25 protein-coding genes are annotated in these 26174 nt (G+C 73.4%); 10 read left to right on the top strand and 15 right to left on the bottom strand.

Annotation, left to right across the window (positions count from 1 at the left end; translation table 11 throughout):
* Window positions 1-314: 314 nt before the first annotated feature.
* Window positions 315-926, bottom strand: coding sequence for a superoxide dismutase family protein (locus tag BY998_RS14690; RefSeq protein ID WP_110352365.1), 612 nt, complete (start codon window positions 924-926; stop codon window positions 315-317).
* A gap of 398 nt (window positions 927-1324) precedes the next feature.
* Here BY998_RS14690 and BY998_RS14685 point away from each other — a divergent pair, with 398 nt between their 5' ends.
* Window positions 1325-2095 carry a TlyA family RNA methyltransferase gene (locus BY998_RS14685; protein WP_110352351.1) on the top strand — a complete coding sequence of 257 codons (771 nt, stop codon included), beginning with the start codon at window positions 1325-1327 and terminating at the stop codon, window positions 2093-2095.
* On the top strand, window positions 2088-3410 hold the full coding sequence (locus BY998_RS14680) for a class I SAM-dependent RNA methyltransferase (RefSeq protein WP_110352350.1): 1323 nt from the start codon (window positions 2088-2090) through the stop codon (window positions 3408-3410). Before BY998_RS14685 ends, BY998_RS14680 begins: the two co-directional genes overlap by 8 nt.
* Before the next feature lie 121 nt (window positions 3411-3531).
* On the opposite strand, the gene BY998_RS14675 is transcribed toward BY998_RS14680, so the two are convergent.
* Complete coding sequence (locus BY998_RS14675) at window positions 3532-4794, bottom strand: glycosyltransferase family 61 protein (RefSeq protein WP_110352349.1); 1263 nt, start codon at window positions 4792-4794, stop codon at window positions 3532-3534.
* Between the two features lie 214 nt (window positions 4795-5008).
* Here BY998_RS14675 and BY998_RS14670 point away from each other — a divergent pair, with 214 nt between their 5' ends.
* Together BY998_RS14670 and BY998_RS14665 are read left to right on the top strand one after the other, a co-directional pair.
* Entirely contained in the window at window positions 5009-6082 is a 1074-nt protein-coding gene (locus BY998_RS14670) for a methyltransferase domain-containing protein (RefSeq protein WP_181425528.1), read from the top strand.
* Window positions 6083-6137: 55 nt separating this feature from the next.
* Window positions 6138-7124 carry a hypothetical protein gene (locus BY998_RS14665; protein ID WP_110352364.1) on the top strand — a complete coding sequence of 329 codons (987 nt, stop codon included), beginning with the start codon at window positions 6138-6140 and terminating at the stop codon, window positions 7122-7124.
* Here BY998_RS14665 and BY998_RS14660 read toward each other — a convergent pair.
* Window positions 7106-7852: an SOS response-associated peptidase gene (locus BY998_RS14660; RefSeq protein ID WP_110352347.1), complete on the bottom strand. Its 747-nt coding sequence runs from the start codon at window positions 7850-7852 to the stop codon at window positions 7106-7108. The genes BY998_RS14665 and BY998_RS14660 overlap by 19 nt on opposite strands.
* Before the next feature lie 234 nt (window positions 7853-8086).
* Here BY998_RS14660 and BY998_RS14655 point away from each other — a divergent pair, with 234 nt between their 5' ends.
* From BY998_RS14655 to ada, 3 genes are all read left to right on the top strand, one after another.
* Window positions 8087-9307: a GNAT family N-acetyltransferase gene (locus BY998_RS14655; protein WP_110352363.1), complete on the top strand. Its 1221-nt coding sequence runs from the start codon at window positions 8087-8089 to the stop codon at window positions 9305-9307.
* Window positions 9304-10461: a M20 aminoacylase family protein gene (locus BY998_RS14650; protein ID WP_110352346.1), complete on the top strand. Its 1158-nt coding sequence runs from the start codon at window positions 9304-9306 to the stop codon at window positions 10459-10461. Before BY998_RS14655 ends, BY998_RS14650 begins: the two co-directional genes overlap by 4 nt.
* Window positions 10462-10717: 256 nt before the next feature.
* The gene (ada, locus tag BY998_RS14645; RefSeq protein ID WP_110352345.1) at window positions 10718-11806 is read left to right on the top strand and encodes a bifunctional DNA-binding transcriptional regulator/O6-methylguanine-DNA methyltransferase Ada; all 1089 of its coding nucleotides are present in this window, start codon (window positions 10718-10720) and stop codon (window positions 11804-11806) included.
* Between the two features lie 5 nt (window positions 11807-11811).
* On the opposite strand, the gene BY998_RS14640 is transcribed toward ada, so the two are convergent.
* Window positions 11812-12828 carry a cation diffusion facilitator family transporter gene (locus BY998_RS14640; RefSeq protein ID WP_110352344.1) on the bottom strand — a complete coding sequence of 339 codons (1017 nt, stop codon included), beginning with the start codon at window positions 12826-12828 and terminating at the stop codon, window positions 11812-11814.
* Window positions 12829-12990: 162 nt separating this feature from the next.
* On the opposite strand from BY998_RS14640, the gene BY998_RS14635 reads away from it, so the two are divergent.
* Window positions 12991-13419: an HIT family protein gene (locus tag BY998_RS14635; protein WP_110352343.1), complete on the top strand. Its 429-nt coding sequence runs from the start codon at window positions 12991-12993 to the stop codon at window positions 13417-13419.
* Between the two features lie 17 nt (window positions 13420-13436).
* Here the strand turns inward: BY998_RS14635 and BY998_RS14630 are convergent, their stop codons facing one another.
* From BY998_RS14630 to BY998_RS14600, 7 genes are all read right to left on the bottom strand, one after another.
* Window positions 13437-13847: a PilZ domain-containing protein gene (locus tag BY998_RS14630; protein WP_110352342.1), complete on the bottom strand. Its 411-nt coding sequence runs from the start codon at window positions 13845-13847 to the stop codon at window positions 13437-13439.
* Between the two features lie 86 nt (window positions 13848-13933).
* On the bottom strand, window positions 13934-14182 hold the full coding sequence (locus BY998_RS14625; RefSeq protein ID WP_110352341.1) for a hypothetical protein: 249 nt from the start codon (window positions 14180-14182) through the stop codon (window positions 13934-13936).
* A 103-nt stretch (window positions 14183-14285) separates the two neighbouring features.
* A complete protein-coding gene (locus tag BY998_RS14620) occupies window positions 14286-16166 on the bottom strand; it encodes a glycoside hydrolase family 15 protein (RefSeq protein WP_110352340.1) in 1881 nt (626 codons plus the stop codon).
* A 118-nt stretch (window positions 16167-16284) separates the two neighbouring features.
* Window positions 16285-16548: a hypothetical protein gene (locus BY998_RS14615; protein ID WP_110352339.1), complete on the bottom strand. Its 264-nt coding sequence runs from the start codon at window positions 16546-16548 to the stop codon at window positions 16285-16287.
* A gap of 59 nt (window positions 16549-16607) precedes the next feature.
* A complete protein-coding gene (gene nagA, locus BY998_RS14610) occupies window positions 16608-17786 on the bottom strand; it encodes an N-acetylglucosamine-6-phosphate deacetylase (protein WP_110352338.1) in 1179 nt (392 codons plus the stop codon).
* A gap of 100 nt (window positions 17787-17886) precedes the next feature.
* On the bottom strand, window positions 17887-18894 hold the full coding sequence (locus BY998_RS14605) for an SIS domain-containing protein (RefSeq protein WP_110352337.1): 1008 nt from the start codon (window positions 18892-18894) through the stop codon (window positions 17887-17889).
* Window positions 18891-19778, bottom strand: a complete 888-nt coding sequence (locus BY998_RS14600) for an N-acetylmuramic acid 6-phosphate etherase (RefSeq protein WP_110352362.1) — start codon at window positions 19776-19778, stop codon at window positions 18891-18893. Before BY998_RS14600 ends, BY998_RS14605 begins: the two co-directional genes overlap by 4 nt.
* Window positions 19779-20019: 241 nt before the next feature.
* On the opposite strand from BY998_RS14600, the gene BY998_RS14595 reads away from it, so the two are divergent.
* Complete coding sequence (locus tag BY998_RS14595; RefSeq protein WP_245421600.1) at window positions 20020-20817, top strand: endonuclease/exonuclease/phosphatase family protein; 798 nt, start codon at window positions 20020-20022, stop codon at window positions 20815-20817.
* Window positions 20818-20900: 83 nt separating this feature from the next.
* A complete protein-coding gene (locus BY998_RS14590; RefSeq protein WP_110352335.1) occupies window positions 20901-21971 on the top strand; it encodes an asparaginase in 1071 nt (356 codons plus the stop codon).
* Window positions 21972-22151: 180 nt separating this feature from the next.
* Here the strand turns inward: BY998_RS14590 and BY998_RS14585 are convergent, their stop codons facing one another.
* The 4 genes from BY998_RS14585 to BY998_RS14570 form a co-directional block, all read right to left on the bottom strand.
* Window positions 22152-23717, bottom strand: coding sequence for a phospholipase D-like domain-containing protein (locus tag BY998_RS14585; RefSeq protein ID WP_110352334.1), 1566 nt, complete (start codon window positions 23715-23717; stop codon window positions 22152-22154).
* On the bottom strand, window positions 23714-24466 hold the full coding sequence (locus BY998_RS14580; RefSeq protein WP_110352361.1) for a TVP38/TMEM64 family protein: 753 nt from the start codon (window positions 24464-24466) through the stop codon (window positions 23714-23716). The genes BY998_RS14585 and BY998_RS14580 overlap by 4 nt, the downstream gene beginning before the upstream one ends.
* A 292-nt stretch (window positions 24467-24758) precedes the next feature.
* The gene (locus BY998_RS14575) at window positions 24759-25097 is read right to left on the bottom strand and encodes a hypothetical protein (RefSeq protein ID WP_245421595.1); all 339 of its coding nucleotides are present in this window, start codon (window positions 25095-25097) and stop codon (window positions 24759-24761) included.
* Window positions 25098-25461: 364 nt separating this feature from the next.
* The gene (locus BY998_RS14570; protein WP_280952911.1) at window positions 25462-26166 is read right to left on the bottom strand and encodes an SURF1 family protein; all 705 of its coding nucleotides are present in this window, start codon (window positions 26164-26166) and stop codon (window positions 25462-25464) included.
* Window positions 26167-26174: the final 8 nt, after the last annotated feature.

The following is a 26174-nucleotide window of genomic DNA, read 5'->3' as shown; positions in this document are numbered from 1 at the left end:
GCTACCAGGACCACGACAAGCCGGAGAAGATGTACGCCGAGGCCGGGCTCGACGCCGAGGGCATCCTCAAGGCCGTCCGAGCCGCATTGCCGGAGAAGCCCGCGCAGCGCGAGGGCAGCGTGGTGAACCTGAAGCGGTAACGCCCCTTCTCCCTCTCTCCTCCGCGGGAGAGGGTGGCCCCCCGGAGGGGGTCGGGTGAGGGGAGCGCCGCTTCCGCTGGAACGACACCGGTTGAGAGCGGCACTGTCGCGCGGCCCCTCTCCCGCCTGCTCCGCAGGCACCCTCCCCCGCAGAGGGGGAGGGTTTTTCCGAAGTTACTTGATCACCGCGCAGCCGATGCGCGCGCCGGCGCCGCCGATGGGCTGGCTCGTGTGGTCGTCCTCGTTGGCGTGGATGATCAGCGCCGAGCCGTCGCCGTCGCGCAGGCCCCCCTCGCCGGTCAGCGGGGTCTCGCTCGAGACTTCCGCGTTCACCGAGCCGTCGGCATTGGCGTAGACGTTGGGCAGGTCGCCCTCGTCCGGCCCGTCGGGGTTGAGCAGGCCGTGCTTGCTCTGGTCGTGATTCACGTGGGCCTTCGACTTCTCGAACTTCTCCGTGTCCGAGCAATCGCCGACCGCGTGGAAATGGATGCCGTGCCAGCCCGGGGGCAGGCCGCCGGTCCCGATCATCACCCGCATCACCAGGGAGTTCGCCCCGTCGCGGATCATGATCTTGCCGATGCTCTCGCCCTTGCCGTTGGTGATCGCGCTCTCGTAGGTCTGCGGCGCGGCGGCCGCCTCCGACTTGGCGGGCGGCGGGGTCGGCTCCTTGGGCGCCTCCTTGGCGTCCTGGGCGAGCGCGGGCCAGGCCAAGCCCGCGAGCAGCGCCGCGACCATGGGGGCACGCACGGGAATGCGTCGGGTGGCAGGCATCGTCGCCCCTGGCATGATGGCACCTCTCATGAGCTGATCGTCTCCGTTGCCGATCTGTCGACAGGCCGATCGATATGCCGCTTCGGCCGACGCCTGTCATCGCCGCGCGGACGCTTGAGGCGGCCCGGGATCCGGATTAACCCCGACCGCTCAAGACGACCCTCCCGCGGCACGGGATGGTCTCGTGTTCGCAACCGCTCTTTCCGGAAGGCCGTGACCGCCGTCGCCGGCGGGCACCCGTCGTATGTTCTCGCATCGTCCCGAATGCGGAAAAACCACCGTTCGGGACGTTTGCTATAGGTAAGGCGGGGCGGCGCGCTCCGACAGGGGACGGCGACGGGGATGACGGGTCCGTCCCGTCGGCACGAAGCAGCGGGACAAGGCGGCGGGTCGGTCCGCCCGAAGGAGACACCATGACGGGGCAGCGGCTGCGCGCCGACCGGTATCTGGTCGAGCGCGGTCATTTCCGCAGCCGGGCGCAGGCGCGGGCGGCGATCGAGGCCGGCCTCGTCTCCGCCGACGGCTGCCTCGTCACGCGGCCCTCCGACCCGATCGGGGAGGGTGCGCGGATCGAGGCCGCCGCCGCCCACCCCTACGTCTCCCGCGGCGGGCTCAAGCTCGCCGCCGCCCTCGACGCCTTCGGCCTCGACCCCGCCGGCCTGCCCTGCCTCGATGTCGGCGCCTCGACCGGCGGCTTCACCGACGTGCTGCTGCGGCGCGGCGCCGCCCATGTCCACGCCGTCGATGTCGGCCGCGACCAGCTCGACGCCGCCTTGCGCGCCGACAAGCGGGTGACGAGCCTGGAGGGCACCGACATCCGCGCCCTCGCCCCGGGCGCGATCACCCCTGCCCCGCACCTCGCCACCATCGACGTGAGCTTCATCGGCCTGCGGCTGGTCCTGCCGGCGGTCGCCGCGCAGCTTGCCGGCGAGGCGGCCATCGCCGCGCTGATCAAGCCGCAATTCGAGGCCGGGCGCGCGCGAGTCGGGCGCGGCGGCCTCGTGCGCGACCCGGAGGTTCACGCCGAGGTCTGCGAGGGCGTGCGCGCCGTGCTCGTCGGCCTCGGCTTCGCCGTTTCGGGTCCGATCCCCTCCCCCATCGAGGGCGGCGACGGCAACCGCGAGTTCCTGGTCGCCGCCCGACGCGCGCCTTCGCACCATCCTTCGGAAGAACACAATGGTTGACCCCGTGACCGCGCCCGCAGCCGACGATGCGGCCGACGCGCCGGTCGAGACCCTGACCATCGCCCGGCTCGGCGCCCGCGGCGACGGCATCGCCGAGGACGGGCTGCCGGTGCCGGGCGCCCTGCCCGGCGAGCGCGTGCGGGTGCGCCGGGCAGGGCGCATCAGGGCGCTCGTCGCGGTGGAGGAGGCCTCGCCCGAGCGGATCGCGCCGTTCTGCCCCTATTACGGGGCCTGCGGCGGCTGCGCCGTGCAGCACCTCGCCCCCGCCCCTTACGCGGAGTGGAAGCGCGGCACCGTGGCCCAGGCGCTGGCGCAGGCCCGCGTCGAGACGGAGCTCGCCCCGCTCCTCGACGCGCACGGGGCGGGCCGGCGCCGCATCACCTTGCACGTGCGGGAGATCGAGGGCCGGGCGCGGGCCGGGCTGATGGCCGCGCGCAGCCACGCGCTCGTGCCCATCGCGCATTGTCCGATCACCGTACCGGGCCTGCACCGGGCGCCGGCGGTCGCGGAGGCGCTGGCCGCCCCGCTCGGGCACGGCCGCAAGCCGCTCGACGTCGCCGCGACCGCCACCGAGGCCGGCCTCGACCTCGACATCCGCGGCCACGGCGCCGTCAGCGAGGGCGTGCGCGGCGTGCTCACGCGGCTGGCCGGCGAACTCGATCTGGCCCGCCTCTCGATCCACGGCGACATCGTGGTCGAGCGCCGCCCGCCCCTGCTGGGCGAGGGCATCACCCGGCGCGGCACGCCGCCCGGCGGCTTCCTCCAGGCGACGGAGGCGGGCGAGGCCGCCCTGACCGCCCTGGTGCTGGAGGCGATGGAGGGGCCCAAGCCGCGGGTGAAGCGCGCCGCGGACCTGTTCTGCGGCAGCGGCCCCTTCGCCCTGGCGCTGGCCGCCCGGGGCATCGAGGTCCACGCGGCCGAGGGGGACGCCGCGTCGATCACCGCCCTCACCCGCGCCTACCGCGCCGCCGCCAGCCTCTCGCGGATCACGGCCGAGACCCGCGACCTGTTCCGCCGCCCTCTGCTCGGGCCGGAACTCGATGCGCTCGACGCGGTGGTGTTCGATCCGCCCCGGGCCGGCGCGGAGGCCCAGGCGCGCCGGCTCGCGGAATCGCGGGTGCCCCTCGTCGTCGGCGTCGCCTGCGACCCCGGCACCTTCGCCCGCGACGCCGCGATCCTGATCGCGGGCGGCTACCGGCTGGAGCGGGTCACGCCGGTGGACCAGTTCGCGTGGTCGAGCCATGTCGAGCTGGTCGGCGTGTTCCGCAAGGACCCGCGCAAGGGCGCGCCCCGGACGCTGCGGCGCCCGCGCTGAAACCCGGATTTCGAAAAGGCGGGCCTTTTCGCGGGTTCAGGGCGGAGCCCTGGTCGAAGGGAAGCCGGGGTTCCACCCCGGCGCCCCGCCAAAGGGCTGATCCCATTGGGATCCCGGACGCCTATCGCAGGCCCGCCTCCGCGAGCGCGGCCGTCAGGTCGGCGGGCTCGATCGAGAAGTCGTGCAGGTGCACCGGCCAGTCGTTGGCGCTGCGGGGGCCGAACACCGCGCGGTATTCCTGGCCGCAGGACGCGGCGAGTTCGGCGTAGAACGGATCCTCCCAGCCCTCCGGCACGAGGTGGAGGATCGGCGTGCCGGGCCGGCAGAACACCGTGTTGGCCATGCCTGCCCCGGCGATGCCGACGACGCAGGCGGCTTCGGCGAAGCGCACCGCCTGCCGCCGCACGTCGGCCAGTTCCGGGTCGAAGACCTCGAAGCCGAGGCCGCGCAGCAGGGCGAGCACCGGCTCGCGGTTGACGAGCGCCCGGCCCCGCCCCGGATGCCGGTCGACGAACAGGCGCCGGCCACCTCCGGCCAGGGACCGCAGCGCGAGGAGCCAGCGCGGCAGGCGGGTCCGCCGCCGGACCTGCCGGGCGAGGAAGCGCAGCGCATCCGGCGACTTGCCCGAGCTCGGCAGGCTGCAGGGCGTGGCGTGGTAAAGCGCGGCGAAGCGGTAGGTCTTGTCCCGGTCGAGGAAGCGGATCGAGACGCCGGGGTCGTCACCGAGGAGGAGCCGGATCGAGCGCCGCCGCGCCGCGTCGATATGCGGGAAGTAGCTGACGAGCGCGAGCGTGACCGGCACCCTCGGCTCGACCTGCCGCAGCAGCGCGAGTGCGTGCAGGCGCGGCAGGTCGTCGATGAGCCAGTGGCCGTAATTGAACGAGCCCGCCGAGTTGAGGAGGAAGACGGGGGCCTCCCCCCCGATCGTCTCGTCCACCCGCAGGAAGTCGGGGCCGGGGCCGGACACGACGTGCCGCTCCTGCGGCCGGTAGGTCTCGAAGAGGACGCATGGGCGGCCGTCCTCGACGAGGAACAGGGCGTTGCCCGCGAGCCGGATGTCGCGGGAGAGGCAGAGCACGGTCGGCGGCCCCGGCGGCCGGAGGGCGGCGAGCGCCGCGGCCTGCTTGATGCGGAACGCATCGCTGCCGCCGTAGAGTTGCGGCGGCGCGGGGATCGGGCCGGGGAAGCCGGGAAAGACCTCGCCGAGTACCTGCGTGCGCGGGCTCACCCGCCCGCGAAGCCGGTCGAGCAGGGCGGCCTCGCCGGGAAAGCCGCCGTCGCGGTAGAGACGCGCGGCCGCGCCGGTGAGGACGAGGTTGTCCTCGATCAGCCGCGTATGCGCGGCGGCGTCCGTTGCGGCCTCGTCCGGTTCCGTCTCGCTCAAGCCCGCTCCCCGCCGATCCGCGCCCCGGCCCCGTCTCCCCGGCGAGCGGTAGCACATCGCCGCCCCGGCGCGCCTGCCGCGAGGCGGGCGGCAGCCGGACAGCCCCCGATCGGGGATGGTTGCCTTGGAACCGTTAAGACCTGTAGGGGAGCCCTCGGCCGTGGCCGGCCCAGGGGCGGGAGACGCAAGGTTGCCCACGGTTGTATCGAGTGCGTTGGCAAAGCCGCTGCGGCGCTGGTGGAAGCGGCGGTCCGGTGCCCCGGTCCGCACCGCGATGGGGCGGATCGACGCCTGCTCGCCCGCCTTCCTCACCGGCTGGTGCGTGGACGCGCAGCGCGCGCCGAGCCCGGTCGACGTCTTCGTCAACGGCACGCATCTCCTGCGCGCCGCGCCCAACCACCGCCGCGACGACCTGACCGCGCTGGGGCTTCCCGCCGAGTGCGGCTTCGTCGTGCTCTATCCCGAGCCGCTGACGCTGACCGACGTGCTGGAGGTGCGCAGCGCCGACGGGCAGCCGCTGGACGGCTCGCCCAACACCCATCACCGCGAACGCCTGAGCCGCCTGCTGAACGGGATCGACCCGACGACGATGAGCGGGCTCGAACTCGGCCCCCTCGACCGGCCGACCCTGTCGAAGGCGCGCGGGCCCGTGGCCTATATCGACCACGCTCCGACCGAGGAGTTGCGGGCCAAGTACCAGGGCAGCCCGGCGGCGATGGTCGATCTCGACCGGATCCAGACCGTCGATTACGCGTGGCCCTCCGGCTCGCTGCGCGCGCGCATCCCGGACGGCAAGACCTTCGACTACGCCGTGGCGGTCCACGTGATGGAGCACGTGGCCGACCCCATCGGCTGGCTCGGCCATCTCGCCGAGGTGATCCGCCCGGGCGGCACGATCTCGCTGGCGCTGCCCGAGCGCTCTCGCTGCTTCGATCACCGCCGCGAGCCGACCCGGCCCGCCGACCTGATCGACGCCTGGATCGCCCGCCTCGACCGGCCGAGCCCGCGCCAGGTCTTCGACCACGTCGCCTTCATCTCCCCGCTCCATCTCGGCACGGACCTGCCGGCCCTGCCCGACCGGTCGCGCCTCGCGGACGCCCTCGACGCCGCCCGCCGGACGGCGGCGGGGGAGTATATCGACGCTCATTGCAACGTGTTCACCGCCGCCTCCTTCCGGCAGTGCTGGGCGGTGATCGACAGCCTCGGCCTGCTGCCCCTGGAGCTCGCGGCACTGCACGATCCCTATCCCGGCGGGGACGAGTTCATCGTCAACCTGCGGCGGACCTGAGGACGCGCTCCCGCGTTCGCCCCGGGCGAAGATGGTCGAGGAAGGACGGGCCCCCGTGTCGGACGCGGCAACCGATCACATTCATGTGGGCCGGGACGGCTGGCTCTTCGTCGTGGCCGGCAGCAACAACGTCATCGCGCAGTTCAACGAATCGGGCTTCATGGCCCATCAGACCGAGCTGTGGCGGGGGCTGCTCCGTGCCCGCGCGGCCCGGGCGCGGGCGCTCGGCCTCGCCTACCGCCACGTCGTCGTCCCGGAAAAGCTCTGCATCTACGAGAGCTTCGTGGACGGGATCGCGGTCGATCTGCGCCTCTCCCCGGCCCGCCGCCTGGTGCGCGGCCTGCCGCGCCGCCGGCCGCTGGCCTGGCTGAGGGAGTGGCGGGTCACGCGCGCCCTGCGGGAGACCTGCATCGACCTCGTCGCGCCGATGCGCGCGGCGCGCAACGAGGCACAGCTGTTCTACCGCACCGACAGCCACTGGACCTTCGCCGGCTGCCATCTCGCCTACCGCGAGATCTGCCGCTCGCTGCGGGCGACGCCCTGCCCGGATCTGGCCGAGCGCGGTTCCGGCGAGAGCACGTTCGCGGGCGATCTCGGCAGCCGCTTCGATCCGCCCCGGACCGAGCGGGCGCGGCTGCACACGCTCCAGCGCGACGCCGCGCGCGTCCATGCCAGCCCGATCGTGGAAGCGCGGGAGGCGGCGGGCCGGGCCGACACGCTCCATGTCGGCTCGCACGTGATCTACCGGAACGCCGCCGCGGCCGATCCGCGCCGCCTCGTGCTGTTCGGCGATTCCTACGCGCATTTCGCGCCGACCATGCTGACCATCATGCTCGCCGAGACCTTCGCCGAGGTGCATTTCGTCTGGAGCACGTCGATCGACTGGTCCTACGTGGAGCGCGTCCGGCCCGACATCGTGCTGACCGAGATCGCCGAGCGCTTCATGTTCCGCGTGCCCGACGACCGCTTCAGCCTGGAGGCCTACGCCGCCGAGCGGTTCGGCGAGGAGGCGCTTCCCGAGGCTCAGAACAGCTCGCCCTGAACCTCCGCTCCCCGCACCGGGGCGCTCCGGTGCGAGGCCGCCGCCGGCCGGGCCGGTGCCGCCGGCTCGGGCAGCCCGGCATCGTCGTTGCGCACGCTGTTGACCCGGTCGCTGACGGGATCGAGCCGCAGCCAGTCGTCGGGGCAGGGCCGGCAGAGGCGGGCGGCCTCGGGGGCGTCCACCGCCGCGTCGAGCCAGGCCTCGACCGCCTCCGGCGCCAGGATCGCCGGCATCCGCTCGTGGATCGCGCTCAAGGTGCCGTTGGCCGAGCAGGTGACGATGGCCGCCGTATCGACCTCGGAGCCGTCCGCCCCCATCCAGGGCTGCCACAGGCCGGCGAGCGCCATCGGCGCGCCGTCGGCCCGGCGCACCGCGAACGGCGTCCTCACCGCCGCCTTGCCGCTCCCCTCGCGGCGCCACTCGTAGAAGCCGTCGGCCAGGAAGACGCAGCGGTGATGGCGCATCGGGCCCCGGAAGGCCGGCTTCTCGGCCGCCGTCTCGATCCGGGCGTTGAACAGGACGGGAAAGTCCGACGGGTCCTTGAGCCAGGCGGGCCACAGGCCCCAGCGCATCAGCCGGAGATGCCGTTCCCCGCTCTCGCGCAGGACGACGGGCACCGGCTGGGTCGGCGCCACGTTGAAGCGGCCGGGGAAATTCGGCTGTTCCGGGTAGCCGTAGGAGGTGCGGTAGACCTCCGGCGGCTGGCCGATGAAGAAGCGCCCGCACATGCCGCCGATATGGAATCGGCGCCGGGGCGGGATCAAGCGGCGCGGGCGCCCGAGTCACAGCGATGGCGTCACGGCGACGACCCCACGTTCCCCCCCCCGCATCCCGAGGTGCGGAGCGAAGCGGGGCCTTCGGGCCGTGGGGGAGGGTTGGATCGAAGGCGGACCCGTTTTGTCGCGCCCGGCAGACCCGAAGCGCTATCCACATCCGCGCGCAGGCGCCCTACGTTGGCGGCCATGACCACCCCCGCGACGGCGAACGCTTCCGAGCCCGTCCTGCAGGTGCGCGCCGTGCCGGGCATGGCCCGGTTCGACGCGGCCGAATGGGACACGCTTGCCACCTCACCCGAGACGCTCGGCGCCGACGACGAGACCTTCAACCCGTTCCTGAGCCACGCCTTCCTCTCGGCGCTGGAGGAATCCGGCTGCGTCACCCGCCGCACCGGCTGGCTGCCGCTGCATGTCCGCGTCGAGCGCGAGGGAAAGCTGGTCGGCGCCGCGCCCTGCTATCTGAAGTCCCACAGCCAGGGCGAGTACGTGTTCGACCACGCCTGGGCCGATGCCTACGAGCGGGCCGGAGGCAGCTACTACCCGAAGCTCCAAGTCAGCGTGCCCTTCACCCCCGTGACGGGGCCGCGCTTCCTGATCGCGCCGGGGGAGGACCCCGACACGGCCGCCGCGGCGATCGTCGCGGGCTTGCGCGCCCTGCGGGGCGAGACGGGGGCCTCCTCGATCCACGTCACCTTCATGCGCCCGCGCGAGGCCGAGCAGGCGGAAGCCCTGGGCATGCTGGCGCGCCTCGACCAGCAGTTCCACTGGGAGAACGACGGCTATGCCGGCTTCGAGGATTTTCTCGGGGCGCTGGCCTCGCGCAAGCGCAAGGCGATCCGGCGCGAGCGGCGCGAGGCGTTGAGCCGGGGGATCACGGTCGAGCACAAGACCGGTGCCGGGATCACCGAGGCCGACTGGGACGCGTTCTACGAATTCTACTGCGATACCGGCGCCCGCAAATGGGGCCGGCCCTACCTCAACCGCCGCTTCTTCGCGCTGATCGGCGAGCGCATGGCGGATCGCATCCTGCTCGTGATCGCGCGGAACGGGGACAGGCCGATCGCGGGCGCCATCAACTTCATCGGCGACACCGCCCTCTACGGGCGCAACTGGGGCTGCATCGAGGATCACCCCTTCCTGCATTTCGAGGTCTGCTACTATCAGGCCATCGACTTCGCGATCGCCCGCGGCCTCAAGCGGGTCGAGGCCGGCGCCCAGGGCGAGCACAAGCTCGCGCGCGGCTACCGCCCGGTGCCGATGCACTCGGCCCACGACATCGCCGATCCGGGGCTCGCCCGCGCGATCGAGGATTATCTGAAGCGGGAGCGCGGCTTCGTCCGCGCGGCGATCGCCGAGTACGAGACCCTGTCGCCGTTCCGGCGAGGCTGCGAAGAGGCAAGCGAATGAGCCCGATCGACCGCATCCGCACCTATGCCGACGAGCTGACCGCCCTGCGACGCGATCTCCATGCCCATCCCGAACTCGGCTTCGAGGAGGTCCGCACCTCCGGCATCGTCGCCGAGCACCTGGAAAAGTTCGGCGTCGAGGTGCACCGGGGCCTGGGCAAGACCGGCGTGGTCGGGGTGCTCAAGGGGCGCCCGGGCGCGCGCCGGATCGGCCTGCGCGCCGACATGGACGCCCTGCCGATCACCGAGGAGACCAACCTCCCCTACCGCTCGACCGTGCCGGGCAAGATGCACGCCTGCGGACATGACGGGCACACCACCATGCTGCTGGGCGCCGCCCGCTACCTCGCCGAGACGCGGGATTTTGCCGGCACCGCCGTGTTCGTGTTCCAGCCGGCGGAAGAGGGCTTGGGGGGCGCCCGCGCCATGATCGCCGACGGCCTCTTCGAAAGATTTCCGATCGACGAGATCTACGCGATCCACAACGCGCCCCACGGGCCGCACGGGGTGCTGCAGGTGAAGCCCGGCCCGATCATGGCCGCGGCCGATTTCTTCGACATCCGCATCACCGGCCGCGGTGCGCACGCGGCGATGCCCCACCAGGGCATCGACCCGATCCTCGTCGCCACGGGGCTGGCCCAGGCGATGCAGTCGATCGTCAGCCGCAACAGCAGCCCGCTCAAATCCGCCGTGGTCTCGATCACGCAGATCCACGCGGGCGCGGCCTACAACGTCATTCCCGAGGGCGCGCATCTGGCCGGCACCGTGCGCACCTTCGACGCGGCGCTGAGAAAGTTGATCGCGACCCGCATCCGCGACTTGGCAGCGGGCTTCGCCGCGGCCTACGGCGCGACCATCGAGGTCGATCTGCGCGACGTGTTCTCGGTGCTCGACAACCATCCCGAACAGGCGGCGGCGGCGGCCGAGATCGCCGCCGAGCTGTTCGGCCCCGAGAAGGTCGAGGCCAACACCGTGCCGCGCATGGGCAGCGAGGATTTCGCCGACATGGTCGCGGCGGTGCCCGGCGCCTATGCCTGGCTCGGGGCGACGCCGGGGCCGGGCCTGCACAATGCCAGCTTCGACTTCGACGACAGCCTGATCCCGCTGGGCGCGGCCTATCTGGCGCGGATGGTGGAGCGGCGCGCGGCGGCGTGAGCCCTGCGCTGTTCTCCGACCCGCCCTAGAGCCGCGCCCGACCACGTTGGGTCGGGACGCATCTCTAAGCCTTTGCTGTGCCGCGCTTTCCGACGAACCGGTGTCCACTTCGTCGGAAAGCGCTCTCGCGTCCCGAGGTGCGGGTCCGAGATCGGGGCGCGCGAACGCAAAAAACGATTCGACAGCAAGGGACGGGATGCGCCGGCCGCCTTGTCGCGCCAGGATCGCCGCATCCACCTTCTCCGGGAGGAGCCCCATGCTCGCCGAACCCGACATCGCCCCATCCGACGCGGTGCCGCTCACCGAGGCGCAGATGCGCGCCGCGGTCGCCGCGCGCGATGCCGGCCTCGACGGGCGCTTCGTCTACGCGGTGCGCTCCACGGGGATCTATTGCCGGCCGGGTTGCCCGTCGCGGGCGGCGCGCCCCGACAACCTTTCCTTCCACGCCGGCCCGGCGGAGGCGCAGGCCGCGGGTTTCCGGCCCTGCCGCCGCTGCCGGCCGGACGAGCCCGCCCCGGCCGAGCGGCAGGCCGAACAAATCACCCGCGCCTGCCGGCTGATCGAGGCGGCGGACACGCCGCCCACCCTCGAGGCGCTGGCCCGAGCGGCGGGTCTGAGTCCGTTCCACTTCCACCGGATCTTCAAGGCGGTCACCGGCGTGACGCCGAGGGCCTATGCCCAAGCCCACCGCGCGGCCCGCGCCGCCGACAGCCTCGCGCAGGGCAGAACCGTGACCGAGAGCGTCTACGCGGCGGGCTACAGCGCCCCGAGCCGCTTCTACGCGGGCGCCGCCGAGCGGCTCGGCATGCGCCCGTCGGCCTATCGCCGGGGCGGGGCGGGCGAGCGCCTGTCCTTCGCGGTCGGCCCCTGCGCCCTGGGCCTCGTGCTGGTGGCCGCGACCGAGCGGGGGATCTGCGCGATCCTGCTCGGCGACGAGGAAGAGGCGCTGCGGCGCGATCTCGCGGCGCGCTTTCCGCGGGCGGAGATCGTGGCCGGCGCGGCGGATTTCGCGGCCACCGTGGCGGCGGTCGTGCGCCTCGTGGCGGAACCGGGCGCGGCCTTCGCGCTGCCGCTCGATGTTGGCGGCACCGCCTTCCAGCAGCGGGTCTGGGAGGCCCTGCGCCGCATCCCGGCGGGCGCGACCGCGAGCTACGCCGAGATCGCCCGCGCCATCGGCGAACCGGCGGCGGTGCGGGCGGTGGCCATGGCCTGCGGCGCCAACCGGCTCGCGGTGGCGATTCCCTGCCACCGGGTGGTGCGTTCGGACGGGGCGCTCTCGGGCTACCGCTGGGGCACCGCGCGCAAGAGCGAACTGCTCGCGCGCGAAAGGGCCGGGAAGGCTTGACGCGTTCAGGCCGGCACGGCCGAGCCGGGCGGGGCCGCGTCGTGCCCGGTGGGCGCGGGCGCCGACGAGCCGGGGGTCTCGGCAGCGTGCACACCCCTGGCCTGGATCTCGATGAAGACGCGGGTGACGTTGAGGCTCAGCGCCTTGATGCGCCGCTCCAGCCGGGCGACCGTGCGCTCGACTTCGCCCGCGGGCACCTCGTCGGCAAAGTCGAGGCTGAGGTTGACCAGGATGTCGGAGGGGCCGAGATGCTGGGTCAGCACCTCGTTGACCGCCTGCACCGCCCGCTCCTCGCGCACCGCGTCCTGGATGGCGCGCACCACCTCCGGATCGGCCGCCTCGCCGATCAGCAGGCCGTGGGTCTCGACCATCAGGAAGATCGACATGCCGATCAGCACGAGACCGATGCCGATCGAGGCCCAGCCGTCGAGCACCGGCATGTCGAGCAGGTGCGCGAGCACGACGCCGGTCATGGCGATCACGAGGCCGATCAGCGCCGCCACATCCTCCACGAGGATGGTGTAGAGCGCCGGGTCCTTGCTGCGCTGGATCGCGGTGATGGCGCTGCGCCGGCCCTTCTCGGCCCAGAACGCCTTGAGCGCGACGGCGCAGGAATAGCCCTCCGCCAGGATCGCGAAGCCGAGGATCGAGACGTTCACCCAGAAGCCGGAGAGCTGCACCCCGAAGACGGTCGCGTCGGCGGCGGGCTCGGGATGCTCGATCTTGTGGGCGCCCTCGTAGATCGCGAAGATGCCGCCGCCGAGGAAGATGAACAGGGCGACGATGAAGGCGTAGAAATACACCTCGCGCCCGTAGCCGAAGGGGTGCTTGGCGTCCGCCGGCCGCTTGGCCCGCTTCAGGCCGACCAGCAGCAGGATCTGGTTGGCGGTGTCGACCAGCGAGTGCGCGCCCTCCGCCAGCATCGCCGTCGAGCCGGTGAGAAAGGCGCCGACGAACTTCGCCGCCGCGATGGCGAGGTTGGCGCCCGCCGCCGTGTAGATCGCACCCGTGCTCTCGGCCATGTCCCGCTCTCCGCGGCGTCCACCGCCGTCACGGGCTCAACAACGCCGCCGCCTCGGCCGAGGTTGCCACGTCGGTTGCCCGGGGGAATCGAGAGCCCGGCCGCGGTGGACGGAGCGGGGCCGCCCGTGCAACCTGCCGCCCGATTTGGGAGAAGCCGCGCGATGACGCCCTACGATCCGGACAACATCTTCGGAAAAATCCTGCGCGGGGAGATTCCCGCCCACAAGGTCTACGAGGACGAGCACACGCTGGCCTTCATGGACGTGATGCCCCAGGGCGAGGGCCACACCCTGGTGATCCCCAAGGCGCCGTCCCGCGGGCTGCTCGATGCCGAGCCGCAGGCGCTCGGCGCCCTGATCGGCACTGTGCAGCGGGTCGGCCGCGCGGTGAAGGCGGCCTTCGCGGCGGACGGGCTGACGGTGTTCCAGTACAACGAGCCGGCCGGCGGGCAGACGGTGTTCCACCTGCACGTCCACCTCGTGCCCCGGCACGAGGGCGTGCCGCTCAAGCGCCACGAGGGCGGCATGGCCGACAACGCGGTGCTCGCCGAGCATGCCGCGCGCATCCGCGCGGCGCTGGACGAGGCCTGACCGGACGGCTCGACGTCTCAGGCGAGGGGCGACGCCCCGGACGCGGGCCGGGCGCCCATCGTGGCGAGGACGGAGCGCAGGGCCGCGTTCTCGGCCTCCAGCTCCGTGATCCGGCGCAGCAGCACGGCGAGCGACGGGTCCGCCGCCATCGGGGCCGGCTCGGAGACGGGCTTCGACGCCTCCGCGAAGGCGACGCCGACCGCGTCGCCGCGGCGCCAGCGCAGGTTCGAGCGGAGTGTCATCTCCTTCTGCGGGATGTAGAGGTCGAACACCTCCGGCAGGGTGTTGGTCTCGCTGAGCTCGAGCCGGGCGCCCATCTCCGAGAAGTCGCGGATCAGGCAGTCCATGCTGGACGCCCCCTTGTTGAAGTGGATCCGTCCCTTGAGGAAGGTCCGCTTGCGGACCTCTTGACGCTTGTCGCTGCTCATGACCGGCCTTCGTCCCGGATGGTCCCACCCGTCCTGACGGCCGTTCTCGCATGCCGGCCGTTAAGGAATGCTCGCCGGGATCGCGCTCAGGACCGGCCGGCCGCGCGATCCGCCGCGCGCTCGTCGAGGCACTGGAACAGGTAGAAGCCGTTGAAGCGCACGGCGGTGGCCGCGGCGCGGTCGTCGAAGCCGGGGGGAGGGCTGGCGCTGCCGTCGATCCGGCCGCCGAAGGTCCAGCGGCGGCCGCCGACGAATCGCGGCACGGCGCAGCTCTCCGGCACCGCGCAGCAGAGCGCTTCCCTGCCACGGCGATGGAACAGGTTGTAGCTTCGCATCGGACATCCTCCGCTTCGCCGCCCCGGCGGAGGGGCTAGCCCGACAATCGGTCGGGTTTGTGTCGATGGGGCCGGCCCGGTCCCGATCCTGCTCCCGGAAGGGTCATGCCGGAGCGGGTGCGACGTCCGCCCGGCAATCCGGCTCCTCGGTCGCGGTCTCCCCATCGCGGGCGGCGGCGAGGCGGACGGCGTGGTTGATCACCGCCATGTGGGTGAAGCCCTGGGGCAGGTTTCCGCGCTGCTCCCCGCTCCGCGCATCGATCTCCTCGGCGAACAGGCCGAGATCGTTGCCCCGGGCGATCAGCCGCTCGAACAGGGGCGTGGCCTCCTCCATGCGGCCGGCCAAAGCCAGGCAGCCGACCCGCCAGAAGGCGCAGGCCGTGAAGGTCGCCTCCTCCCCCTCCAGGCCGTCGTCGAGCCGGTAGCGGTAGAGGAGGTCGCCCGCGCCGAGTTCCGCGCTCACCCGGTCGAGGGTCGCGGCCACCCGCGGGTCGCGGGGCTCGAAGGCTTTGAACAGCACCGCGCGCAAGACCGCCGCGTCGAGATCGTCCGAATCGTAGGCCATGGTGTAGGCGCCGCGGGCCGCGTTCCAGCCCCGCGCATGGTACTCGGCACGGATCTCCTGCGCCGCCCGCTCCCAGCCCGCGACCGTGTCCGGGTCGGCGAGCCGGTGCCGGGGATCGGCGCGGGCGATCTGCACGGCGCGGTCGAGCCCCACCCAGAGCATCGCCTTGGTGTGGAGACTCTGGCGCTTGTCCGTGCGCAACTCCCAGAGGCCGTGATCGGGCGCGTGGCGGGAGCGGACGATGTGACCGGTGAGGTGGGACAGGGCTTCGGGCAGGTGGTCGTTGACCTTGACCGGCGGGTCGAATTCGACCCCCTCCAGATAGCCGTGCAGGGCTACCAGGAACTCGCCGTAGATGTCGTACTGCTCCTGCTCCGCGGCGGCGTTGCCGATCAGCACGGGGCCTGTCCCGCGCCAGCCGCGCAGGTGATCGAGGGATTCCTCGGCCGGCACCGCGCCGTCGAGGGCGTACATCAGGTGGAGTTCGCGGCCCCGGCTCGGGTCGGCCTCGCGCAGGAAGCGCAGGAACTCGGCCGCCTCCCGGTCGTAGCCGAGATTGACGAAGGCGGTGACGGTGAAGCTCGCGTCCCGCATCCAGACGTAGCGGTAATCGTAGTTGCGGTTGCCCGGCACCGCCTCCGGCAGCCCCGCGGTCGCGGCGGCGACGATGCCCCCCGAGACCCCGTGGGTGAGCAGCTTGAGGGTCAGCGCGCTGCGCAGAACCGTCTCCCGATACGGTCCCTCGTAGGTGCAGCGGCCCGACCATTCCTCCCAATAGGCCCGCGTCGCGGACAAGGACGCCTCGACCTCGTCGAGCAGCGCCTCCCCGGCCTCGCCCTCGCCGTGGGCGATCACGAGGTCGGCGCGCTCCCCCCGCGCGAGAGCGAAGCGGCCCTCGGCCGCGCCCTCGCCGAGCGCGAGCGGCACGGTGCAGGCGGCGCGGAGCGTGTCGCCCCCGCCGCGGAAGCGGACCCGGCCCGCGCCCTCTTCGCTCACCTCGCTCGGCGCGCGGGCGTAGTCGAAGCTCGGGCGCAGGAGCCAGCGGCCGGAGACCTGCCCCGACACGCAGACGAGCCGGCGCACGACGCGGCCACGGGCATCGCCGTCCGGCCCCTCTTCCGGCACCGTTTCGTGCGGGTGAAGCGGCATGAAATCGGTGAGCACCGCCCGGCCGGTCTCGGTGGTGAAGGTCGTCTCGAGGATGTTGGTGCCGGGCAGGTAGCGCCGCGTGAGCCCGGTCGGGCGATCGAGGGCGAGGCGGCAGGTGCCGCCCCGCTCGTCGTCGAGCAGCGCCAGGAACACCGCCGGGCCGTCGTGCCGGGGCCAGCAGAGCCAGTCGAGGGAACCGTCGCGGGCGATCAGGGCCGTGGTGCAGGTATCGCCGATCACGGCGTAGTCGGCGATGGGTCTGTCCGTCACGGTCGCTCCCGGTCGAGTCGCGCCGCGGCAACGCTCCGATACCGACGGGCGTTCGCCCCTGCGACACCGGGGAACATGCGGCGGGGCGGCCGCCCCGCCGGACGCAACGGGCGTCCGATCAGTAGCGGCGGGCGCTGCCGCGCATGATCCGGCGCGGCTGCCCGGCCATCGGGCGGTAGGCGCGCCGCGTGCCGTAGCCGCCGGGGCGCCGGTAATTGCCGTTGTTGACCCCGGCCGAGCGGTCGTTGCCGGTGGCGCTCGCCGAGGGCGAGAGCCCGCTGCCCGAATTGCCGCCGGTGTCCTGCGCGGCGGCGGGGCCGGCGATCCCCAGGGTGAGCGCGGCGGCGAGCGCGAAGAGGCCGCTGCGAAGCGGGAGCTTCATGGGTTCGATCCTTCCAAGACGTTCAGCCCGATGGGCTTCGTGATGGAGCGAACCGCGCCTTAGGGTGCATGTTCCCCGCCGATCCAGGTGCCGAGCACGCTCAGATCGGGGGAGAGCGCAACGAGGTCGGCGGCGTAGCCCGGGGCAATCCGGCCGAGGCGGGCCTCGAGCCCGAGGAAGCGGGCGGGGGTCAACGAGGCCATGCTCAGGGCCTCTTCGAGCGAGGCGGCGCCGCGGGTGCTCATGTGGCGCACGGCCTGCGCCAGGGTGATCGCGGCGCCGGCCAGCGTCCCGTCCTCCCCGGTGAGGCGGTCACCCGAGAGCGTGATGCGGCGGCCGAACAGGGTGAATGCGCCCTCCCCGCCCGGGCCGCCGGACGGACAGCCCACGGGGGGCATCGCGTCGCTCACCAGCATCAGCCGGTCGCGGCCCTTGAGGCGCAGCGCCAGCCGGAGCTGCGCGTCGCCGACATGGTGGCCGTCGGCGATGATCCCGGCGAAGGCGTCGCCCTCGGCCAGGGCGAGGCCGACCGCACCCGGCGCCCGTGGACCCATCTGCGACATGGCGTTGAACAGGTGGGTGAAGCCGGTCAGCCCCTCATCGAGCGCGGCCTCGATCGCGGGGCCGTCATCCGCCGTGTGCCCGGCGCAGACCCGGACGCCGCGGGCGACGAGATCGGCCACCGCGCCCGGCGGCACCCGCTCGGGCGCCAGCGTCACCAGGGTCAGGCCGCGCGCGCCGAGCCCGCTCAGCAGGTCCGCGTCGCCCGGCCCGAACTCCGCGATCCGCGCGGGATCGTGGATGCCGATGCGCGCGGGACTGAGGAACGGCCCTTCGAGATGGATGCCGAGGATGCCGGGCACGCCGGCGCGAATCGCCGCGGCGACGCCCTCGATCGCGGCGGCGATCGCCGGCCGCGTGTCGGTGATGAGGGTCGGCAGCAGCGCGGTGGTGCCGCCCCGGCGGTGCGCCGCCGCGATCCGGGCGATCCCCGCCACGCTCGCATCGTCGTTGAGGAGCACCCCGCCCCCGCCATTGACCTGACAATCGACGAAGCCCGGCGCCAGGATCGCGCCCGCGGCCAAGCGGGTGACGGGCATTCCCGCGGGCGGCTCGGCGGCGAGGTCGGCAATCCGCCCCTCGCGCAGCACCACGACGCGGTCGGACAGGAAGCGCTCGCCGTCGAAGACGCGCTCGGCGGCAATCGCGCGATCATTGCGGGATTCCAAAGGAATCATCCCTTTGGCGGGGCACCGGGGCGGAAATCCGGCATCCCTCCGGGGCTGCGCCCTGGACCCGCGGACGGGCTCGCCCTTTCGAAACCCCTGACGTCTCCCATCACAGCGTCTCCGTGACCTTGGTGAGGCCGGCGGGCGCGTCCGGGTCGAGGCCGCGGCGGCGGGCCTCCGCCTCGATGGCGCGGTAGGCCGGCACCAGCATGGCGATGGGATCGCAGGCGGGATGCCCGTCGTCGAGCCAGGGCAGGGAACCGAGCGGCCCGCCGCAGGCCTGTATGTGCAGGCCATCGCCGCGCAGGTCGCGCACGAGGTCGTCGACGCCCTCGGCCAGCGGGTCGGCCTGGCGCAGGGCCAGAACCGGGGTGGCGGCGGAAACGGAGGCGCGCGGGCCGTGGCGCAGCTCCGCCGCGGAATAGCCTAGCGCCGGCAGGCGCAGGGTCTCGGCGAGCTTGAGCGCGATCTCCCGGACCGGCCCGAGCCCGTGGCCGCGCCCGGTCACGAAGGCGGCCGGCGCCCCGCGCAGATCCGCGCTCCAGGCCGACCAGTCGAGGGCCAACGCCGCGCGCAGGCGCTCCGGGAGTGCCGCGAGCCCCTCCCGGAGTGCCCGGTCGTCGGCCCATGCCGCCACCAGGGCCGCGCCCGCGACCAGGGAGTTCGTCACCGTCTTGGTGGCGGCCACCGCCCGCTCCGGCCCGGCCCGGATCGGCAGGACGAGGTCGCTCGCCGCAGCCGCCGGCGAATCGGGATCGTTGACGAGCGCGAGGGTCAGCGCCCCGCCGGCCCGCGCCGCCCGCGTCGCCGCCACGAGATCGGGCGAGCGGCCCGATTGCGAGACCACGACGAAGAGTGCGCCCGCGACCTGGGGCGGGCGGTCGTAGCCCGTCACCACCGAGGGCGCCGCCGCCGAGACGGGCAGGCCGAGCCGGGTCTCGACGAGGTAGCGCAGGTGGACGCCGGCATGGCCCGAACTGCCGCGCCCGCACACCACCACGAAGGGGAATTTTTTGTCGCGCAGCGTGGCACCGATCCGCGCCGCCTCCCCGGCCGTCAGCACGGCGTCCGCCGCGGCGGGGATCTCGGCGATCTCGCGCTCCATGAAGGTCGTCATGCCGGCCCCGCCTCGTTCAGCGCCCGGCGCAGGTTGCCGTCGTGGCGCAGGAGCAGGTCCGCGGCCCGCGCCGGGCTGGCGCCACCCGCGATCAGAACCGCGCGCTTGATCTCGCCCTCCGCCCGGCCCAGGGCCTCGGCGGCGGCCTCCGCATGGCAGCCGGCGAGTTCGGCGACCATGGCCACGCCCCGGGCGCGCAGCTTCCGGTTGGTCGCGCGCATCGCCACCATCCGGCCGCGATAGACCCGGCCGAGCCGGATCATCAGCAGGGTCGAGAACAGGTTGAGGATCACCTTCTGGGCGGTGCCCGCCTTCATGCGGGTGGAGCCCGCCAGCACCTCCGCCCCGGTCACGGCGAGGATGCCGTGGGCCGCCTCGCGCAGGATCGGCGCGGCGGGATTGTTGCTGATTCCGACGGTGACGGCGCCCCGCGCACGGGCCGCCTTGAGGGCTTCGACCGTGAACGGCGTGGTGCCGCTGGCCGCCAGCCCCACCACGACGTCGTGGGCGCCGAGCCCGGCCCGCGCGACCCAGGCCGCACCGTCGGCGCCCGAATCCTCGGCATCCTCCACGGCGCGCAGCAGGGCACCCTCCCCGCCGGCGATGGCGAAGCCGAGCTGCGCCTCCGGCCAGTCGAAGGTCGGCGGCAATTCCGCCCCGTCCTGCACGCCGATCCGGGCCGAGGTGCCCGCCCCGACATAGACGAGCCGCCCGCCCTCGCGCAGGCCCGGCTCGGCGGCCCGGGCCGCGGCCTCGATCGCCGGCAGGGCCGGCCCCACGGCGGCGACCGCCGCGAGCTGGCCCTCCCAGAGCGCCTGGAGGATGTCGGGCCCGACCCAGGCATCGAGATCAACGTAGCGGGCGCTGGCGTCCTCGGTCCTCATGCCCTGCCCGCCCCTCTCGTCCGACATCCGCTCATCCGTGTCCGGCCCCTTCCGCTCGAGCCCCCGCCTCTTCGAAAGAGGTCACCCCCGGCCCGGTTCCGTGGGGTGCGGAAAACCGTGGCCGGAACACGGGTGCGCCGGATCAGGGATCGGTTGGCCGGGACCGGCGTTCGGTTGGCGCGTGCGCGGTGCAGCGCAGGGGAGAGGGCGTGGCAAGGGAGAGGGCGTGAGCGAGGGGCAGATCCGACAGCGGCCGGGCGGGCCGTCCATCGAGGAGGAGCCGGCGCGGTCGCAAACCTTGCGCCTGCTCACCTACAACATCCGCCATTGCCGCGGCACCGACGGCCGGGTGGCGCCGGAGCGGGTGGCGCGGGTGATCGCCGCGACGCGGGCCGACATCGTCGCGCTGCAGGAGGTCGATGTCGGGCGCAAGCGCACCGGCGGCCTCGATCAGGCGGAGGAGATCGCCCGGCTCGTCGGCATGGACCCGCATTTCCACCCCGCCCTGCACATCGAGGAGGAGCGCTACGGCGATGCCCTGCTCACCCACCTCCCCTCGCGGCTGCGCCGGGCGGATTCCCTGCCCGGCCTCGTCCGGCGCCCCGGCCTGGAGCCGCGGGGCGCGCTCTGGGCCGAGATCACGGCGGGCGCGGCGCGGCTCCAGGTCATCACCACGCATTTCGGGCTGCTGGGGGCGGAGCGCATCGCCCAGGCCGAGGCCCTGCTCGGGCCGGACTGGCTCGGCGATCCGGCCTGCCGGGAGCCGGTCGTGCTGCTCGGCGACTTCAACGCCACGGGCTGGTCGCGGGCCTACCGCCGCCTGAGCCGGCGCCTCACCGATGCTCGGAGGCTCGTCGGCCCCGAGCGGCGGCGGGGCGGGGCGACCTTCCCGAGCCGCTTTCCCCTGCTGCGCATCGACCATGTCTTCGTGAGCGCCGGCATCGCGGTCGAGCGCATGCGCGTCGTGAGCGATCCGCCGACGCGGCTGGCCTCGGACCACCTTCCGATCCTGGCCGAGATCCGGATCGAACCGGGTTGAGCCCAAGGCCGGAGCCGCGCATGGTGTCGCTCCGGGCCGCCCCGGCGGAGGCCCGCGGCAGGAAGAGGACGCGGCTCCGAGAGATGACGATCATCCGAAAACACCTCACCGCGCTGGGGCTGGGAACCCTCGCCCTCCTCGCGGCCGGCCCCGCCCTGGTCGGCCCCGCACGCGCCGAGCCGCCGCGGATCGCCGTGGTCGCGACCGGCGGCACCATCGCCATGAAGCTCGATCCCACCACCCACGCGCCGGTCCCGGCCCTGTCCGGCGAGGATCTCGTCGCGGCGGTGCCGAAGCTCAAGGACATCGCCACCATCGAGGTGACCGAGTTCAGCAACGTGCCGAGCGACTATATGGGCCCGGACCGCTGGCCCGCCCTGTCCCAGCGGATCGACGCGCTGCTGGCCGATCCCGGCATCCGCGGGGCGATCGTCCTGCACGGCACCGACACCCTGGACCAGACCGCCTACTTCCTCGACCTGACGCTCAAGAGCGACAAGCCGGTGGTGCTGGTGGGCGCCCAGCGCAACGCCTCCGACGTGGATGCGGACGGCCCGCGCAACCTCCTGAATGCGGCGCGCCAGATCCTGGCCGACGGCGCGGTGGGCCAGGGCGTGACGGTGACGCTCAACCACCGCATCAACGCGGCGCGCGAGGTGCGCAAGACCCACACGAGCAACGTCGAGACCTTCAACTCGGGCGATGCCGGCATCCTGGGCTACGTGGACGAGGATCGCGTGGTGTTCGGTCGCCGCTCCCTGCGGCGCCAGACCCTGCCGCTGCCCGAGCGCATGCCGCGGGTCGATCTCGTGGCGATGTATGCCGGTGCGGACGGCTCCCAGGTGCGGCACGCCGCCGGGAGCGGGGCCGAGGCGATCGTGGTCGAGGCCTATGGCTGGGGCAACGTCAACGCCGAGATGCACGACGCCATCGCCGAGGCGGTCGCCAAGGGCGTGCCGGTGATCGTGGCGACCAAGGTCTATGACGGCCGCGCCCTGCCGGTCTACGGCTTCAAGGGCGGCGGCAGCACCCTGCGCAAGGCCGGCGCGGTGTTCGCGGGCGACCTCACCCCGGACAAGGCGCGCATCCTCACCCTGATCGCCCTCTCGGCGGGCAAGGATCAGGCGAGCCTGCAGCGCGTCTTCGACAAGTAGGCGCGCCGCCGGCGGCAGAAGGGGGCATCCGGAGCGAGTGCCGCCTTCCGCCGTCGTCGCGAGCGTCAGCGAAGCGATCCAGCGGCGCGACCTCTCCGGATGTGTCCGCGCGCTGGATCGCTTCGGCTTCGCCTCGCGATGACGGGAGAGGATGCGAGCCGATCAGGCAGATCGCGCGGATCAGGAAGCGCCCAGGGCCTCGCCCTGTGAGGCCGGCTCGAACTCCGAAAGATCCCCGCTCCCGGCGCGGCGCAGGACAGCCCGGCGGCGCCAGGGGCGCCACGCGTCGGCGAGGCTCGCCGGGTCGCCGAGATGGAAGGCCTCGACGAGGCGGGCGACGGGGCCGCGGCGGGAGGGGACGATGGGGCAGAGCCGCGAGCCGGGCATCAGGCCGGAATCGTCGAGGGCCGCGCGCAGGGAGCCGCGCGCCTCCACGGCCTTGGCGAACACCTCGGGCGGGCAGCCGCCGTGATGGGCGAGCAGCCCGTAGAGAAGCCGGCGCAGGGCGGCGCGGCCCTGGATATCGTCGGCGGGCACCTCCAGCGCGAGGTCGCACTCGGTGTCGTAGCCGAAGGAGCGGTTGTTGAGGTTGGTCGAGCCGACCCGGAGCAGGCGTTCGTCGATGATCGCCACCTTGGAATGGACCAGGATGGTCCGGCCCTTCTGCGTGTGCGGCGCCACGATCCGCAGGCGCCCGTGGCGGTCGGCCCGGCGCAAGCCCGCGATCAGGCCGCGGCGGGCGCCGTCCATGGTCAGGCGGTCGAAGCCGCTCGGGCTGCGCTCGGAGAGCACGATCACGATCTCCGGCCCCTCGGGCTCCCTGAGCCGGTCGGCCAGCGCCCGCGCCACGACGGGCGAGGTGAGGTACTGGTTCTCCAGGTAGATGAAGCGCTGCGCCCCGCGGATCGAGGCGAGGTAGAGCGCGGCGCTCTCGGTGACGGCCGGGCGCCCGGCCAGCGGCGGATCGGTGCGCGAGACCGCGACCGTCGCGTCGGTGAGGTGCGGCGCGAGGGTTTCGGGCCAGGGATCGTGTTCCGGATCGGCGGCCGCGGTGCCGTCCGGGGCGATGCTCTCGCCGGTGGCGCGGCGCCAGCGCTCGCGGGCGAGCTCGGCGAGCGCCCCGGCGGCAGGGCCGTCGACCAGCATCATCACGTCGTGGCGGGGCGGGTAGTCCTCGCCCGAGGGCAGGCGGCGACGGGGATCGCGGTCGCGGTGGGCGGGGGTGTCCCAGCGGTTCACCTCGAAGTCGCTGCCGCCGCAGAAGGCGATCGCATCGTCGATCACCAGGAGCTTCTGGTGCTGGCAGGCGCCGAAGGGCAGCGTACCGTCGATGCGGAAGTCGATCTCCGGCCCGAGGCTCTCGCGCACGGTCTGCGGGGTGTGGTCGTTGCCCGCCGAGATCGGCCAGGGCATGTCCCAGATCAGGATGCGGATGGCCAGATCCGGCCGCTCGGCCTTCAGGGCGCGCAGCAGCTCGGCCAGGGTCTGGCCCGCCTCCGGGTCGGAGGCTGCCGGCAGCAGGCGCACCCGCGGGTCGAAGCTCCAGCCGATCAGCGTGATGCTCTCCCGCGCCCGCAGGAGCGCGGCCCGGGCGGCGGCGAAGTAGGCGGCGCCGTCGTGGAGCACGGCGACACGCCCCGCCCGCTCCCGCCGCCAGCAGGTCAGCCCCGGCTGCAGCCAGGTCTGCGCCGACGCCGGCTGCCGGCCCTCGGACACGCCCTGCCCGCCCGCGAAATCCACCCTCATGCGCCCGCGCCAGCCTTTCCCGTCTCGAGCCTGCCCGCCCCCTTATCCATCCCCTCGTCCATCCCCTTGCCCTCGGCCGATCCCTTGCCTGCGCCCTTGCCTGCCCCCTTGCCTGCGCCCTTGCCCGCTTCGAGCTTGGCCCGCACCCGCCGCCGGGTCAGTTCCACCGCCGCCACCGTGGCGACGAGCCCGAGGCCGAGGGTGATCCAGTGGGTCGGCTCGTCGCTGCCCGCGTGGCGGCCGATCACGCCGAGATAGACGCAGACCACCGTGCCCGGCAGCATGCCGATCACCGTCGAGACGAGATAGGCGCCCGCGCTGACCTCCGTCACCCCGAGGGCGTAATTCTGCGCGTTGAACGGCACGAAGGGGCTCAGTCGCATCAAGGTCAGCAGCCGCCAGCCGCCGTCGCCCACCGCCTCGACGGTGGCCTTGAGCTTGGGCCGACGCTCGATGAGCCCGCGCACCCGGTCCCGGAACAGGTGGCGTGCCGCGGCGAAGGCGAGCCAGGAGCCCAGCGTCGCGGCCAGCAGCACCACCGGCATCACCGCCCAGCCGAAGGCCACGGCGCCGGCGATGGTCAGCGGCGTACCCGGGATGACGAGGAGCGTCGCGATGAAGAACAGCACGCCGAACGCCAAGAGCCCGTAGGGTCCGAGGCCGTTGGCCCAGGCGGAGAAGGCGCGCAGCCAATCCTCGACCGGCAGGAGGGACCACGCCGCCACCGCGAGGGCGGCCGCCGCGGCCATGGCCGCCCAGCTCCCGATCGATCGGGCAGCGGCCGACCCGGCTCCGCGGCCCCCCTCGGGTTCGGCTCCGCTGGATTCGGCCCGCTCGGACGCGGCTTGGGCCGACGGGCTGGCCGAGCGGCGGGTGATGTCCATCGAAGGCTCGGACGCGAAGGGGACGGGAGGCGTTTGCCGGACGCGAGCGCAAACCGCCGGCCGGCCCATCCGTTCCCGGGAAGCGTCGCCGTTCTGCGCCGGAGGGGCGGCGCGCCCCGGCGGCTCGGTCCCGGAGCGAGCGCCGGGCGCTCCTTCCCTACCAGTCCCGGTCGAGCCGCGCCGCGATCCGACTCGGGCGCGCGCCGGCCAGGGCGCGTTCGAGGGAGGCCAACGCCTGGCGGGCCTTGCCCAGGCGGGGGCTGCGCCAGCGATGCGCGGTGCCGCGCGCGGCCACCACCGCCTCGCCGAGACGGTCCCCGGCCGTGACGAGGCGGTCGACCGCCCGCCGGATCGGCGGCGTCTCCTCGGTCAGCACGCAGAGGTCGGAGAGATGGTTGCGCAGGGCGTGCAGCTCGTGACGGCCGCCGCCCTCCCCCGCCAGCGCGGCGAGCGTGCCTTCCATGGCGACGAGGAGCCCCACGAGCGGTTCCGGCACCGAACGCGCCGCGCCCAGCCCTGCCGGGCCGGTGGAAACATCTCCTGCAGGGCCCTGCATGGCGGCTCCGCTCGCTTGATGGCGGACGGCGCGGATGCGCCGTGATCCTCGATTCCAACCGACGCGACGGGCGCCGGTCCTTCCGGGCACAAAGACCGACACGGCCGCAGCAGATCCCTGCCGCGCCCGAATCGGCGGAAAACATTCTTGCCTCGATATGAATCCGAAGCAAGCACAAGAGCGAATACGCTGTTCTGGCCGTCGCTTGCGCGGTTCCGCAGATCGGAAATCACTTTTCCATGAGGCTTTCGCCAGCCGTTGCTTGCCCCGTCCCGTGCGCGAAGCCGCAGGGTGTTGCGCTCGCCTACCGCGCGGGGTTCGGGCGGCGCAGGGCGTAGACGAGGGCGCCGGCGCTCATCAGCGCCAGGGCGTACCATGTCAGCGCGTAGACGAGGTGAGTGTTGGGGAAGGCCACGACCGTGAGGCCGCCGACCGGCAGGCCGCCGGGATTGGGCGCGGCATCGGCATCCACGAAGTAGGGTGCGACGGCGCCCTCCTGCGCGCGCTCCCGGTCGAGCCCTCTGGCGGCGGCGATGGCCGCGACGTCGCGGGAGAACCAGCGCTCGGCCCCCGGATCGTTCGCGCGCAGGAAGCCGCCGCCGGGCTCGGACAGGCGCAGCAGGCCGGTCACCGTCACCGTGCCCTCCGGCTCGCCCGCCGCGCGGGCGGCGCGGGTGCGGGCCTCGCCCGGCACGAAGCCGCGGTTGACGAGGACGGTGAAGCCGCGATCCGTGACCAGCGGCACGAGCACCCAGAAGCCGGCGCCGCGCTCGGTGAGCGCCTGGACGAGGGTCGCCCGGTCGTGGAGGAAGCGGCCCGTCAGCCGGAGCCGGCGATACTCGGCGGAGGCCGCGGTGAGGCCGGGCCACTCCTCCGGACCCGGCGCGAGGACGGGCTCGGCGTGGATGCGGGCGTCCACGCGCGCGATCAGGTCGAGCTTCCAGATCCGGCGCTCGACCTGCCAGGTGCCCAGCGCGAGGAACACGCCCGTGACGGCCAGCCCCGCCAGCACCAGCA

The organism is Methylobacterium sp. B4 (assembly GCF_003201865.1).
Lineage (GTDB): Bacteria > Pseudomonadota > Alphaproteobacteria > Rhizobiales > Beijerinckiaceae > Methylobacterium.
Note: the sequence above shows the minus strand (reverse complement) of the source record. Positions and strands in the feature narration are given on the sequence as shown.

Excerpts from the sequence above, each read along its gene's own strand:
- BY998_RS14640 (WP_110352344.1), bottom strand. The coding sequence starts at position 12,828 with ATGGCCGAGAGCACGGGTGCGATCTACACGGCGGCGGGCGCCAACCTC.
- BY998_RS14685 (WP_110352351.1), top strand. The coding sequence starts at position 1,325 with ATGACGGGGCAGCGGCTGCGCGCCGACCGGTATCTGGTCGAGCGCGGT.
- BY998_RS14630 (WP_110352342.1), bottom strand. The coding sequence starts at position 13,847 with ATGAGCAGCGACAAGCGTCAAGAGGTCCGCAAGCGGACCTTCCTCAAG.
- BY998_RS14605 (WP_110352337.1), bottom strand. The coding sequence starts at position 18,894 with ATGACGACCTTCATGGAGCGCGAGATCGCCGAGATCCCCGCCGCGGCG.
- BY998_RS14600 (WP_110352362.1), bottom strand. The coding sequence starts at position 19,778 with ATGAGGACCGAGGACGCCAGCGCCCGCTACGTTGATCTCGATGCCTGG.
- BY998_RS14635 (WP_110352343.1), top strand. The coding sequence starts at position 12,991 with ATGACGCCCTACGATCCGGACAACATCTTCGGAAAAATCCTGCGCGGG.
- BY998_RS14650 (WP_110352346.1), top strand. The coding sequence starts at position 9,304 with ATGAGCCCGATCGACCGCATCCGCACCTATGCCGACGAGCTGACCGCC.
- BY998_RS14655 (WP_110352363.1), top strand. The coding sequence starts at position 8,087 with ATGACCACCCCCGCGACGGCGAACGCTTCCGAGCCCGTCCTGCAGGTG.
- BY998_RS14615 (WP_110352339.1), bottom strand. The coding sequence starts at position 16,548 with ATGAAGCTCCCGCTTCGCAGCGGCCTCTTCGCGCTCGCCGCCGCGCTC.
- nagA (WP_110352338.1), bottom strand. The coding sequence starts at position 17,786 with ATGATTCCTTTGGAATCCCGCAATGATCGCGCGATTGCCGCCGAGCGC.
- BY998_RS14690 (WP_110352365.1), bottom strand. The coding sequence starts at position 926 with ATGCCAGGGGCGACGATGCCTGCCACCCGACGCATTCCCGTGCGTGCC.
- BY998_RS14590 (WP_110352335.1), top strand. The coding sequence starts at position 20,901 with ATGACGATCATCCGAAAACACCTCACCGCGCTGGGGCTGGGAACCCTC.
- BY998_RS14660 (WP_110352347.1), bottom strand. The coding sequence starts at position 7,852 with ATGTGCGGGCGCTTCTTCATCGGCCAGCCGCCGGAGGTCTACCGCACC.
- BY998_RS14585 (WP_110352334.1), bottom strand. The coding sequence starts at position 23,717 with ATGAGGGTGGATTTCGCGGGCGGGCAGGGCGTGTCCGAGGGCCGGCAG.
- BY998_RS14625 (WP_110352341.1), bottom strand. The coding sequence starts at position 14,182 with ATGCGAAGCTACAACCTGTTCCATCGCCGTGGCAGGGAAGCGCTCTGC.
- BY998_RS14680 (WP_110352350.1), top strand. The coding sequence starts at position 2,088 with ATGGTTGACCCCGTGACCGCGCCCGCAGCCGACGATGCGGCCGACGCG.
- ada (WP_110352345.1), top strand. The coding sequence starts at position 10,718 with ATGCTCGCCGAACCCGACATCGCCCCATCCGACGCGGTGCCGCTCACC.
- BY998_RS14580 (WP_110352361.1), bottom strand. The coding sequence starts at position 24,466 with ATGGCCGCGGCGGCCGCCCTCGCGGTGGCGGCGTGGTCCCTCCTGCCG.